The organism is Methylobacterium sp. GC_Met_2 (assembly GCF_026540795.1).
In the GTDB taxonomy this organism is placed as follows: Bacteria; Pseudomonadota; Alphaproteobacteria; order Rhizobiales; family Beijerinckiaceae; genus Methylobacterium.
Genome location: NZ_JALNUM010000061.1, coordinates 1 through 12,176 on the forward strand (window position 1 = coordinate 1; position 12,176 = coordinate 12,176).

Below are 12,176 nucleotides of genomic sequence, written 5' to 3' on the forward strand. Positions count from 1 at the left end.
TGCTGACGCAGGGGCCACCCTCCCCCGCAAGGGGGGAGGAAGATGCGCGGTCGCCGCTCAGCCCTATCCAACACCGATATGTGAATCTGGTAGCCCGCAGAGGGAAGAGGGAGAGACGCGTAAGCGCTCGCTCCGGTCACGCCCCCAGCACCTTGAGCACGTCCCGCGCCGCACGCTCGCCGTCCAGGGTTGCGCCGCCGACCGTCATGGCGCCGCCGCCGGCCAGCGCCTCCCCGGCGAGGAACACCCGCCCACCCACCGGTGCGCGCAGGCGGTCGCGGGCCTCCGCGTGGCCGGGCGCCGCGATGGAATAGGACCCGTTGGCGTAGGGATCCGTCCACCACGCGGCGAGTCGTCCCGCCTGGACCACGCCCCGGGCCTTGCCGCCCAGGATCGCGCCCAGGCGCTCGGTGGCGAACGCCACCGCCGCCGCCTCGCCGGCCCGGCACAGGTCGCGGGCACCGTCGCCGCCGAGATTGGCCACCGCCAGGGGCCGCCCGAACGGGCCCATCTCGAAGTATAGCGTCGGACCGCCGGTCGCGATCGAGACCGCGTCCCCGAATGCCGCCGGATCGATCTTGGCCGGGTCCAGCCGCAGGCCGATCTTCGTGTAGGCGCCCATGTGCAGCCCATCGAGCGCCGTCCGGTGCGGCTCGGGCAGGCCGGGCGTGAACCGGAGGGCGCCGCTGTGCAGAACGCCCACCGGCACCGTGACGATGACGGCCGCGGCCGATCGGGTGCCCCGCGCGGTCTCGACCCGGACGTCCGGCCCGGACCAGTCGATCGCCTGAACCGGGCAGCCGAGCGTCACCGGCAGGTCGGCGAAGTGGCGCGCGAGGAGGTTGCCGTAGCCATCGACCCACAGGTCGGTTCCGGACCAGAGCCGGTCGTAATCGACCGCCGAGACCCGCTCGGGATCCTCGCCGAGCGACAGCCGGCTCAGGCCCGCCGCAGCCCGTTCGGTATCGGGACCGCCGGCCCGGGCCGCCTCGGCGAGCGACGGGTCGCCACCCTTCGGTTGCAGCAGCGCGTCAAGACCGGAAAACCCCGCCCGGCGGGCGGCCTGCTCGGGCTGCGTGGCGGGGCGGCCGTCGATCGTGAGGGTGCGCGCCCAGCCGTCCTCGCGGGCGAACCGCGCGCCGGCTGCCCGGGCGATCGGCGCCCAGGGATTGCGCTCGGCCCAGTGAATGTACTCGGCACCGGCGTCGAACGGGCAGTCGGGGCCCAGGGCGGTGTCGGTGAAGGCCCGGCCGCCGATGCGGTCCCGCGCCTCGAGGAGCGTGACGCCCTGGCCCGCATCCCGCAGGCGAGACGCCGCCGCCAGACCCGCCGACCCGGCGCCGACCACCACCACGTTGCCACCGCTTGCCGCCACGCGAAGCGCCGGAGCCGCGAGCAGGGGAGCGGCGAGGATCGCGCGTCGGGTCGGTCGCATGGCGGCTCCTCGATCAAACCCCGGAGCCGGCGAACGGAGAGCTGGCTCTAGCCTCGCGCGCCCGGGGTACTGGAGCGCTTCTCCATCATCGCCTTGACCTGCATCAGCTGGTCCCAGACCTGACCCGGCGAAGTCCCGAAGAAGTTGAATCCCGCGCTGACGCCCAGGTAGAGGCCGACGCAGATCAGCGGCACGAGGAACCAGGCCAGGATCTCTTCGCCGCGCTTCCGGCGGCGGCGGCGCAGACGCCGCTCCTCCCGCCAAGTCGTCTTCCTGGATGGTGCCGTCTGCGCGACGGGCGAGAGCGGACCCTCGTGCAGGTTGTCGGTCATCGGACGCCTCCTCGCCGCGGCGCTGTCGCGTCGCGGCGGTCATAGACCGGCAATTCCTAGTCTGGAAGGCCGCCGGCCGGCAGGCACACCATTAGGCGCGCACGAGTGGCACCTTCGGCACGGTCCGGACGCCGCCGCCCGAGCCGCCACCGCCGCCCTTGTCGTCCTTGGGCGTCTTCTTCCGCGTCGCGGTGCGGGGCTTGGCCCGCTTGTGGCGTTTGGCGGCGTTGGTGACGTCGGCCTCGGGCTTGGGCGTGACCGGACCGGCCGGGAAGTCGAAGCCCAGGCTGTCCTTGGCGCCGGCCTTGGCCTCCTCGTCCTCCGGCTTGCGCACGATCACCCGGACCGCACCGCCATCCTTCAGCTTGCCGAACAGCACCTCGTCGGCGAGCGGCGTCTTGATGGTCGACTGGATCAGCCGGGCCATCGGGCGGGCGCCCATGGCGTCGTCGTAGCCGTGCTCGACCAGCCACGCGCGAGCTTCATCGGAGAGTTCGATCGTGACGTTGCGGTCGGCGAGCTGCGCCTCGAGCTGGAGGACGAACTTGTCGACCACCTTCGCCACCACTTCCTTCGGCAGGTGGCCGAACGAGATGATCGCGTCGAGACGGTTGCGGAATTCCGGCGCGAACAGCTTGTTGATCGCCTCTACGTCGTCGCCCGTACGCTTGGTCTGGGTGAAGCCGTAGGCCGATTTCGCCAGGTCCGAGGCGCCCGCGTTGGTCGTCATGATGATGATGACGTTGCGGAAATCGACCTGCTTGCCGTTGTGGTCGGTCAGCTTGCCGTGGTCCATCACCTGCAACAGGATGTTGAACAGGTCCGGATGCGCCTTCTCGATCTCGTCGAGCAAGAGCACGCAGTGCGGGTGCTGGTCGATCCCGTCGGTCAGCAGGCCACCCTGATCGAACCCGATATAGCCGGGGGGCGCGCCGATCAGGCGGCTCACCGTGTGGCGCTCCATGTATTCCGACATGTCGAAGCGCAGCATCTCCACGCCGAGCGATGAGGCGAGCTGCTTGGCCGCCTCGGTCTTGCCGACGCCGGTCGGACCCGCGAACAGGTATGAGCCGATCGGCTTGTCCGGGTCGCGCAGGCCGGCCCGGGCCAGCTTGATCGCCGAAGTCAGGGCCTCGATCGCGTTCGGCTGGCCGTAGACCACGCGCTTCAGGTTCTCGGTGAGGTGCTGGAGCACCACCGCGTCATCCTTCGACACGGTCTTGGGCGGGATCCGCGCCATCGTGGCGATGGTCGCCTCGATCTCCTTGATGCCGATGACGCGCTTTCGGCGCGCCTCCGGCACCAGCATCTGCGAGGCGCCGGTCTCGTCGATCACGTCGATCGCCTTGTCGGGCAGCTTGCGGTCGTTGATGTAGCGGGCCGACAGCTCCACCGCGGCCTTCACGGCCTCGGTCGTGTACTTGAGCTTGTGGAACTCTTCGAAGTACGGGCGCAGGCCCTTCACGATCTCGATCGTGTCGGGGATCGACGGCTCGTTGACGTCGATCTTCTGGAATCGGCGGACCAGGGCGCGATCCTTCTCGAAGTACTGGCGGTACTCCTTGTAGGTGGTCGAGCCGATGCAGCGCAGGGTGCCGGAGGCCAGAGCGGGCTTCAGCAGGTTCGACGCGTCCATGGCGCCGCCCGAGGTCGCACCGGCACCGATCACCGTGTGGATCTCGTCGATGAACATGATCGCGTTCGGGTGCGCCTCGATCTCCTTCATCACTTGCTTGAGGCGCTCCTCGAAGTCGCCCCGGTAGCGGGTGCCGGCGAGCAGCGTGCCCATGTCGAGGGAGAACACCGTCGCGTCGGCCAGGACCTCCGGCACCTCGTGCTGGATGATCTTGCGCGCAAGCCCTTCCGCGATCGCAGTCTTGCCGACGCCGGGGTCGCCCACCAGCAGCGGGTTGTTCTTCTGCCGACGGCACAGGACCTGGATGGTCCGCTGGACTTCGGTCTCGCGGCCGATCAGCGGGTCGATCTTGCCGTCACGCGCCTTCTTGTTGAGGTTGACGCAATAGGCGTCCAGCGCGTCGCCCTTCTTCTTGGCTCCGCGGGGATCGCCGTCGTCGCTTGGACGCTCGGCAGCACCTTCCTCCTCGGCGCCGCGCACCGGCTTCGATTCGGAGGCGCCGGGGCGCTTGGCGATGCCGTGGCTGATGTAGTTGACCGCGTCGTAGCGGGTCATGTCCTGCTCCTGCAGGAAGTAGGCGGCGTGGCTCTCGCGCTCGGCGAAGATCGCCACCAGCACGTTCGCCCCGGTCACCTCCTCGCGGCCGGAGGACTGGACGTGGATCACCGCGCGCTGAATCACACGCTGGAACCCGGCCGTGGGCTTGGCGTCCTGCCGGCCGTCGCCGGTGAGGTTGGACAGCTCCGTGTCGACGTAGTCGATCAGGCTTCGCTTGAGCGTGTCGACCTCGACGTTGCAGGCGCGCATGACCGCGGCCGCATCCTGATCGTCCACGAGGGCGAGCAGGAGGTGCTCCAGCGTCGCGTATTCGTGCCGGCGCTCTCCCGCGAGCGCCAGGGCGCGGTGGAGAGCTTGTTCTAGGCTGCGTGAGAAGCTTGGCAAAGCTGGCCTCTGTCCTTCGTGCCTACCGCGAACGGCGCCTACTTTTTTTCCATAACGCACTGGAGAGGATGTTGGTGTTTGCGTGCGAAGTCCATGACCTGCGTCACCTTGGTCTCCGCCACCTCGTAGGTGAACACCCCGCACTCGCCGACCCCGTTCTGATGCACGTGCATCATGATCTGGTAGGCGTCCTCGTGGCTCTTGTTGAAGAAGCGCTCGACCACCAGCACGACGAATTCCATCGGCGTGTAGTCGTCGTTCAGGAGCAGGACCCGGTAGAGGCTCGGTCGCTTCGTCCGGGTCTTGGTACGGGTGATGATCGCGGTGTTGGACCGGTCGTCGCCGCCCGGCGCGCGCGAGCCGGAGGCCGTGACCGGCCGCGCAATCCCCATCGAACGTGCGGTGCCCTGGTGGGGGACCTGAGTCATGTGCGTCGAACCGATCCCTCGATTGGAGCGGGCGTCGCCGACTGCGAAGGCCGATCCCGTCCTGGCCCTGCCGGGAGCAACGCGCGGCTCCTCTGTCCCTAATCTACAGACGGTGAGCCGACTTCGCCAGACGCCTGCGCGCACTTGTCCGTCCCGCTGAGCTTGCGACTGGCGCACGGCCCCCGACCCGCTCATGCGCCCGGGTGGGATGGGGGGCCGGCGGCCGCATCGGATCGGCGGTGGGCGTTGTGATCTGGTCTGCGGTCACCGCCGAACGCGCAGTCCGGCGTGCTCCGCCCCGCTCGGGATAGGCGGACTGAGCCGCCAGGATCTCGGCCGGATCGCGGGTTGCGGCGCGGGTCCGGGCCGGGGCCGCACGATCGTCGAGGCCCTGCTTGATGGAAATGGTCCACGTGATCTCGAGGGTCTGGCCGGTCCGTCCGGTGACGCCAAGCCGCCGCCACGGCGCGCCGAAGTCGGCCGGATCCAGAAAAGACGGGTGGGGGTCGCGCGTCAGCATGGCCGAACTCCCGGCCGCCGCCTGCCGGTCGGGGCCGGGCAGCTGTATCGGATCTGTCTCCGACTGTGTGCGCCGTATCCGGCAGCGTCAAGCGGCGACAATTCGGTTGGCGCGCGGACTTGGCGCGGCGCGACACGCCCTCCCCCCTCCGCGGCTGTGGGCGTATCGCGGGCCCGCCGTCCGGCCCGCAACCATCAGCAGAAACGTCACAACCCGATACGCGCGGCGATCGCATTAACGGGCCTGTAACTGCACTTGCCTAACTCTGCGGTGATGCAGCGGGGCCACGCGACCGGCGCCGCTCCGCTCTAGGGACACGACCGGCGCGTGCCGGTCTCGCGAGGCAATCAGGCGTGATGCGTAGCGTAGTAGGCCGCTCTCGGACGATTCCCGCGCTGCCGGCCGCGATCCTGGCCGCCGCGGTTCTGTCCACCCTCGCCGCCCCGGCCGAGGCCCGGCGTGGACGACACCACCACCACGCCCGCGCGGTCGGCGGCGGCTACAACCCGCCCTACGCCGCCATGGTGGTCGACGTGAAGAGCGGCAAGACCCTCCACGCGGTCAACGAGGATGCGCTGCGCCATCCCGCCTCGATCACCAAGGTGATGACCCTCTACCTGCTGTTCGAGCAGATGGAGCGTGGCAAGTTCGCCCTCGATTCCGATCTGACCATCTCGGCCCATGCCGCCGCCCAGGCGCCCTCGAAGCTCGGCCTGCGGCCCGGCCAGACCATTGCGGTCGAGGACGCCATCAAAGCGATCGTGACCAAGTCGGCCAACGACGTGGCCTGCGCCATCGGCGAGAACATCGCGGGCTCCGAGGAGCGCTTCGCCCAGATGATGACCGCCAAGGCCCATGCCCTCGGCATGAGCCGGACGCACTACGCCAACGCTTCGGGCCTGCCCGATCCCGACCAGCTCACCACGGCCCGGGATCTCACCGTGCTGGCCCGGGCGATCCAGGACCGTTTCCCGCATTATTACCGCTACTTCCAAACGCGGTCCTTCGCGTTCCGCGGTCGGGTCATCGGCAACCACAACCACCTGCTGGGCAACGTCCAGGGCGTGGACGGGATCAAGACCGGCTACACCCGGGATTCGGGCTTCAACCTGATGACGGCGGCGAAGTCCGAGGGCCGGCAGATCGTGGCGATCGTGCTGGGCGGAAAGTCCGGCGCGGGCCGCGATCGGATCATGGCCGACCTCGTCCGCTCCAGCCTGCCGCACGCCTATGCCGGCGCCCGGATCTCGCCGCCCACCACCGAGGTCGCCGAGCGCGCCCGCCCGGCGGTCGTCGCCGACGGCGTGTCGCGGACCCGCACGCAGGTTGCCTCCGCGGACGACGAGGATGTCGAGACCACCGGCACCACCGGCGAGCCCCTGGACCTCTCGCCCAAGGCCGCCGCCACCACGACGCCGGGCGGCAAGTACCCGCTTGAGACCTGGAAGCCCGGTCCCCAGGGAGTTCCGAAATCCGCCCAGGCCTATGCCGGCGGAAGCAGCGCCCAGGCGCCCTTCCCCGGTGCCAGCAAAACAGTGGCGCGCGTGGCCTCGGTCGAGCGCGACGAGCCGCCGAAGGCGGTCACCGGCGCCCGCGTCGTGCCGACCGCCTGGGTGATCCAGCTCGGCGCCATGGACGACGAAACCAAAGCCCGCTCGATGCTCTCGGAGGCCCGCGCCAAGGTCGGCGGCAGCCTGTCGAAGGCGGCCCCCTACACGGTCAAGGTCGAGCATGGCGGCACCACCCTGTTCCGCGCCCGCTTCTCGGGCTTCGCAGAGCAGGATTCCGCGCAGGATGCCTGCTCGGCCCTGAAGCGCAGCGGCTTCAGCTGCTTCGCGACCCGAAGCTGACCGACGAGGACCGGCCGGCGCCGACCGCGCCGGCAGGATGTGCCGCGACGCCGTTCGCCCGCGGCCGAGACCGATCCATTTTCTGACAACGCGCGTGGAGTATCAGCGATGTCGGTTCAAAAGCCTGTCCCGGGCGGCGTTGACGCGCGCCGCGCCCTCGGCGCTTCCCCCCTGGTCGGGGTGGGCGCGCTTCATCAGCGACCGGTGGGCCGTCCGGATCTGCTCAGCGGTCGCCCCGCGCTGAAGCCCCAGGATCTGGTACGCCTCCTCCTGCGTCAGCGCCCCTGGGTTCGGCGGGCGGCGCGTCCCCGGGTCGCGATCACGCTCAGCGTCTACACGCCAGCCGGGCGCCCGGCGGTCGAGATACGGCTCTAGCAGGGCGACGCCCATCGGGTCGCGAACCCGGCAGAGCCGCAGCAGACTGACGACCGCGTCGGTCGGCATGGCGTCGAGCCACACCCCCGCCTGTGGCCCCCCGGTCACGCGGCCGGTGCGCAGGCTCCCGTCGGGGCGCAGATGCGCCTCGATCAGCGTCGTGCGGAAGCGACGATCCTGGGACGCGTAGGGATCGCGCGGCGCCGGGGGATCGCGCGGCGCCGGAGTCGGGTCCGGATAAAGGGGATTTTGAGGATCACGGGGATTGTTCGCGGCCCCCGAACGGATCAGGCGGCGCAGCCGCGCCGTCATCGAGTCCTGTCCCTCGATCATCCAGACGCCGCTCAGGCCGAGCAGTGCCGCCAGAACGAGGTTGCCGTGCAGGAGCAGAAAGCCGCCCGCCAGCAGCGACACCGCGCCGAGTGTCCGCGTTCCGCCCATCATGGCGCCGAACCCCTGGCCGAGGGCGCGTCTCAGGCGCCGGCCGAGGCCGTCGTTGTTCTTCGACAGCCACCAGAGCGTCAGGCATGCGAGCAGGCCGGCAAACAGCGCCATGGTCAGCGCCGCACGCCGTACGCGGCCGAGGCATGGCCGCCGATCCGCACGGTCGTGCCGTCGCCCAGATCGTAGACCCCCTCCCGGCGCGTCGGCGCGGGCCGGGTGCCGGCCGTGCAGCCGGGCTGCGGCGGCAGCCGCACGCCCTCCGGCAGGTCCTCCGGGCATAGGCGTGAGCGCGCCGGTTGCTCGGCGGCGTGCGAGGCTCCGGCAGCGGCGAGGGCCATGAGGACGGGGAGCAGCAGGGCCTTCACTGGCGATTCTCCGCCACATCCGTCGTGGTGATCCGGACCTGCCGGATCCGGCCGTCGCGCTCGACCTTCAGGGTCACCGCCGCACCGAGCCCCGCCTCCTCGATCGCCGCGGTGAGGTCGGCCAGCCGATGGACCGGAGTGCCGTTGGCTTCCACGATCACGTCTCCGAGATCGCCGGTCTGCGAATTCACGCCGCGCAGGCCGGCCTGCGCGGCGGGCGAGGCGGGCAGGACCCGCACGATCACCACCCCGTCGATGCCGAGCCGCGCGGTGGCGGCCTCCTGCGCGGCGATGATGCCGATGCCGGGATTGCGCACCCGGCCGACCTTGATCAGTTCCGGCACGATCCGGTTCACCACGTCCACGGGGATCGCGAAGCCGATGCCGGCGCTCGCCCCGGAGGGCGACACGATCGCGGTGTTGACGCCGATCAGCCGACCGGCGGAATCGAGCAGCGGCCCGCCGGAATTGCCGGGGTTGATCGCCGCGTCGGTCTGGATGACGCCCGACACCTCCCGCCCCTCGCTGGTCGGCATCCGCCTGCGGACGGCGCTGATGACGCCGGTGGTCAGGGTGTGATCGAGGCCGAACGGGTTGCCGATCGCGAAGGTCGATTGCCCGACCTTGAGGTCCGCCGAGGTGCCGATCGCGAGCGGCGGCGGCATGTGCGTCACCCGGCCCAGCCGCAGGACCGCGAGGTCGTAGCTTGGCGCGAGCCCGACCAGGCTCGCCGACGCCACCGTGCCGTCGCTCAGCCGGACCGAGACGGAGCCCCCGCTCTGCGCCGCGTTCTGGACGACGTGGGTGTTGGTGACGATGTGGCCGGCCCCGTCCCAGACGAAGCCGGTGCCGGTCTGGGTGCCGCCGCCCTGTTGTTCGCCGCCCTCGTCGTCGAGGTCGAGCAGGTCGCGGTTCTGCGCCGCGCCCTGCGCGAAGACGTGGACGACGGACGGGCTTGCTTGCTCGAACAGCCGGATCGTGGCCTGCTCGGACTGCGCGAGATCGCCGCGGGCGGTCACGGCCCGTGGCGTGTCTGCGGAGTACAACAGCGGCTGCAGGTAGGGCTGGGCCACGTACAGCGCCAGCAGGACCAGAACCGCGGCGAGCACGAAGCGCACGGTACGATCCGGCACGGATGTCTCCGAGAGAGAACCGGAGGTCGGCTCCGGCAGGCGCGGGTCTTAAGTGCGCGTTCAGGATCGAAGCGTCAACACAGGTGCGTACCGCCGCCTGCGGGCCTCAGACGTGTTCTGGCACACACGGGCGGGCGGAACAGACTGGCTAACGGAATGGTCATCATTCGAGGACCACAATTCTCGCAAGTTCTCGGCAACGCGTACGCGCTTAATACGGACTGGGAAAACGCGACCGCTGCGTCCATCGTGCTTACGCGGAGGACGCTGGTTTCGGAAACCGCCCGAATTGATCGCAAAGCCGCCGCAGAGATGCTTGCTTTGACGCTCAGACCCTCGATCCCCGCGCCGAGCCGGTTCAGGTCGGCGGTGGGTATCTGAACGGTCGCACACGGTTCGGAAGGACGAGTACCGATGGAAACCGAAGCTCTGGAACGGCCCGCCGATCTCACGATCTGGCGTACGGCCCCGGCCAGCGCCCCGCTGGCGCAGCCCGAGCGGTTCAACACCCTGCGCGAGGCGATCAACGCCGCCGCCGGCGCCCTGGGCGACCCGGCCAAGCAGCCCTGGATCATCACCGAGGAGGGCGAGATCCTGTCCCCCAACTGGATCCGTACCTACCTGAACTGACGGCTCCGCGCCGTTGACAGCGGAGATACCGGGGACAGGCGCATGCGCCCTCCCCGGCCTCACCCGGCCCTGATAACCCCGGATGGGCGGCGCCGGATTGCCGCGACCGCCAGGGGTGCCTCCCGCCCGCGCAGCGTGTGGTCGCCGAGATCCTCCGCGATAAAGGTGTCGGGCAGCGGCCCGATCCGGTCGAGGAGATCGGCCGAGACCAGCACGTGGACCCCCAGCGTCTTCGACAGGGCCTCCAACCGCGCGGTCGTGTTCACCACATCGCCGAAATACGCGATCTTGTGCCGCTCCAGCCCGATCTCGGCGGTGACAACCGGTCCGCAATGCAGGGCCGCGCGGAATTCCGGCACTTGCCCGAAGCGGTTGCGCCATGCTTCGGCCTCGGCGGCGAGGCGTGCTTCGAAATCGAACACGCACCGCAGGCAGGCGGCGTCACGGACGCCGCGCTCCATCGTCCAAGTCACCAGCGCCAGATCGCCGATATAATCGTCGATCGATCCCCGGGCCCGGGAGACCGGCAACGCCAGGGCGTTGAACACCTGCCCGAGATAAGCCTGCGCCTCCCGGTCGCCGTGCTGGTCGGCGAACTGAGTCGAGCCGGTCACGTCGAGGAACAGGAAGATCCGCTCCTCGCTGATCGGCCGGTGGTAGCGCCCGATCAGAAGGTTGGCGAACACCCCCGGGCCGATCAGGTCGCGGACCCGGAACACGAACACCACGACGGCCGAGATGGCGAGCGCGTAGAGCAGCCCGGTATCGGTCATCAGCATCGCGTTCCGCTCGCTGTACATGAAGCGGAACAGGCGGTTGAGCACCGTGCTGGCCAGCGCGTTCCCGACCACGATCAGGGCGACGTAGAGCGCAACCGTGGCGAGCAGGAACAGCGGCGTGGCGAGTCCCCGGATTCGCTCCCGCAGGGTCGGGAACAAGAGCCGCCGCTCGTACAGCATGATCGGCGTGCCGATGACCGCGCCGCGAATCGCCGCGCCGGCCAGGGGGCCGACGTCGAAGATCGCCCCATAGAGCAGGCCCGCCAGCGCGCCGAGCGCGGGGGCGACGAGGACGAACCCGGGCGGCCGGAACCTCATCGGCCCGGCCGTAGCCCGGATCCTCAATCCAGCCGCAGGGCGTGGACCGAGAACAGGCCGTCCGCGTCCGTCCAAACCTGGATCCACCGCCAGCCGGCGCGCTCGGCCAGCGCCCGGAAGGTCTCGGCCGTGTACTTGTAGCTGCTCTCCGTGTGGATCGTCTCGCCGGCCGCGAACGCGAACGTGTCCGAGCCTATCGCCACATCCTGCGCGTCGCGGGCGACGAGGTGCATCTCGATCCGCGAGGCTTGCGGGTTGAACACGGCCCGATGGGCGAAGGCGTCGAGGTCGAAGCCGCCCCCGAGTTCGCGGTTGATCCGCGTCAGGAGGTTGAGGTTGAACGCCGCGGTGACGCCTTGGGCATCGTCGTAGGCGCTCTCCAGGGTGCCTGCATCCTTCACGAGATCGACGCCCACGATCATGTGAGCCCCAGATCCCAGGATCCGCCCGAACCGGGCGAGCAGCGCCTCGGCCTCCTCGGGCTCGAAGTTGCCGATCGTCGAACCCGGGAAGAAGCCGGCCCGCGGTAGGCCCGCGAGGCTCTCTGGCAGGCTGAAATCGTGGGTGAAATCGGCTACCACCGGCTCGACGCGCAGGTGCGGGAAATCGGCGCTCAAGGTCTCGGCCTGCGCGCGCAAAAACTCGCCGGAGACATCGACCGGCACGTAGGCCGCCAGCTTGTCGAGGTGCCGCAGCAGGCGGCGCAGCTTCACCGTCGAGCCGCTGCCGAACTCGACGAGGGCTGCGCCCGCCGGCAGTAGCGCGGCGATCTCCGGCCCGCGCCGGTCGAGGATCCCGATCTCGGTGCGGGTCGGGTAGTATTCCGGCAGCCGGGTGATCTTCTCGAACAGGTCCGAGCCGGTCGCGTCATAGAAGTACTTTGGCGAGAGCGCTTTCTGCGGGCGGGAGAGACCCGCGCGCACGTCGTCGAGGAAAGCCGGGGCGACCGGTGTCGCGTCGGAAAACGTCGGGTTGATGGTCACGGGTCG

12 protein-coding genes are annotated in these 12,176 nt (G+C 69.9%); 2 read left to right on the forward strand and 10 right to left on the reverse strand.

What is annotated here, in order from left to right; translation table 11 throughout:
• Positions 1 to 136: 136 nt before the first annotated feature.
• The 5 genes from OXS49_RS19695 to OXS49_RS19715 form a co-directional block, all read right to left on the reverse strand.
• A complete protein-coding gene (locus OXS49_RS19695; protein WP_267426279.1) occupies positions 137 to 1,435 on the reverse strand; it encodes an FAD-dependent oxidoreductase in 1,299 nt (432 codons plus the stop codon).
• 47 nt (positions 1,436 to 1,482) lie between these two features.
• A complete protein-coding gene (locus OXS49_RS19700) occupies positions 1,483 to 1,767 on the reverse strand; it encodes a hypothetical protein (RefSeq protein WP_267426281.1) in 285 nt (94 codons plus the stop codon).
• Positions 1,768 to 1,858: 91 nt separating this feature from the next.
• Positions 1,859 to 4,345, reverse strand: coding sequence for an ATP-dependent Clp protease ATP-binding subunit ClpA (gene clpA / locus OXS49_RS19705; RefSeq protein WP_267426283.1), 2,487 nt, complete (start codon positions 4,343 to 4,345; stop codon positions 1,859 to 1,861).
• Between the two features lie 38 nt (positions 4,346 to 4,383).
• Complete coding sequence (gene clpS, locus OXS49_RS19710; protein ID WP_243925255.1) at positions 4,384 to 4,737, reverse strand: ATP-dependent Clp protease adapter ClpS; 354 nt, start codon at positions 4,735 to 4,737, stop codon at positions 4,384 to 4,386.
• A gap of 139 nt (positions 4,738 to 4,876) precedes the next feature.
• Entirely contained in the window at positions 4,877 to 5,293 is a 417-nt protein-coding gene (locus OXS49_RS19715) for a hypothetical protein (protein ID WP_267426285.1), read from the reverse strand.
• A gap of 356 nt (positions 5,294 to 5,649) precedes the next feature.
• On the opposite strand from OXS49_RS19715, the gene OXS49_RS19720 reads away from it, so the two are divergent.
• Positions 5,650 to 7,143 carry a D-alanyl-D-alanine carboxypeptidase gene (locus OXS49_RS19720; RefSeq protein ID WP_267426286.1) on the forward strand — a complete coding sequence of 498 codons (1,494 nt, stop codon included), beginning with the start codon at positions 5,650 to 5,652 and terminating at the stop codon, positions 7,141 to 7,143.
• Positions 7,144 to 7,245: 102 nt separating this feature from the next.
• Here OXS49_RS19720 and OXS49_RS19725 read toward each other — a convergent pair whose 3' ends face one another.
• The 3 genes from OXS49_RS19725 to OXS49_RS19735 are packed head-to-tail and all read right to left on the reverse strand — an operon-like array spanning position 7,246 to position 9,460.
• Positions 7,246 to 8,073, reverse strand: a complete 828-nt coding sequence (locus tag OXS49_RS19725) for a DnaJ domain-containing protein (protein WP_267426287.1) — start codon at positions 8,071 to 8,073, stop codon at positions 7,246 to 7,248.
• Between the two features lie 2 nt (positions 8,074 to 8,075).
• Positions 8,076 to 8,327 (reverse strand): hypothetical protein, encoded by a 252-nt coding sequence (locus tag OXS49_RS19730; RefSeq protein ID WP_243999155.1) that lies wholly within the window; start codon positions 8,325 to 8,327, stop codon positions 8,076 to 8,078.
• Positions 8,324 to 9,460 (reverse strand): trypsin-like peptidase domain-containing protein, encoded by a 1,137-nt coding sequence (locus OXS49_RS19735; RefSeq protein ID WP_267426288.1) that lies wholly within the window; start codon positions 9,458 to 9,460, stop codon positions 8,324 to 8,326. The genes OXS49_RS19730 and OXS49_RS19735 overlap by 4 nt, the downstream gene beginning before the upstream one ends.
• A gap of 414 nt (positions 9,461 to 9,874) precedes the next feature.
• On the opposite strand from OXS49_RS19735, the gene OXS49_RS19740 reads away from it, so the two are divergent.
• Positions 9,875 to 10,090 carry a hypothetical protein gene (locus OXS49_RS19740; RefSeq protein ID WP_243999160.1) on the forward strand — a complete coding sequence of 72 codons (216 nt, stop codon included), beginning with the start codon at positions 9,875 to 9,877 and terminating at the stop codon, positions 10,088 to 10,090.
• A gap of 59 nt (positions 10,091 to 10,149) precedes the next feature.
• Here OXS49_RS19740 and OXS49_RS19745 read toward each other — a convergent pair whose 3' ends face one another.
• Together OXS49_RS19745 and egtD are read right to left on the reverse strand one after the other, a co-directional pair.
• Positions 10,150 to 11,187, reverse strand: coding sequence for an adenylate/guanylate cyclase domain-containing protein (locus tag OXS49_RS19745; protein ID WP_243999162.1), 1,038 nt, complete (start codon positions 11,185 to 11,187; stop codon positions 10,150 to 10,152).
• Positions 11,188 to 11,210: 23 nt separating this feature from the next.
• A complete protein-coding gene (gene egtD, locus OXS49_RS19750) occupies positions 11,211 to 12,170 on the reverse strand; it encodes an L-histidine N(alpha)-methyltransferase (protein WP_243999164.1) in 960 nt (319 codons plus the stop codon).
• Positions 12,171 to 12,176 lie beyond the last annotated feature (6 nt).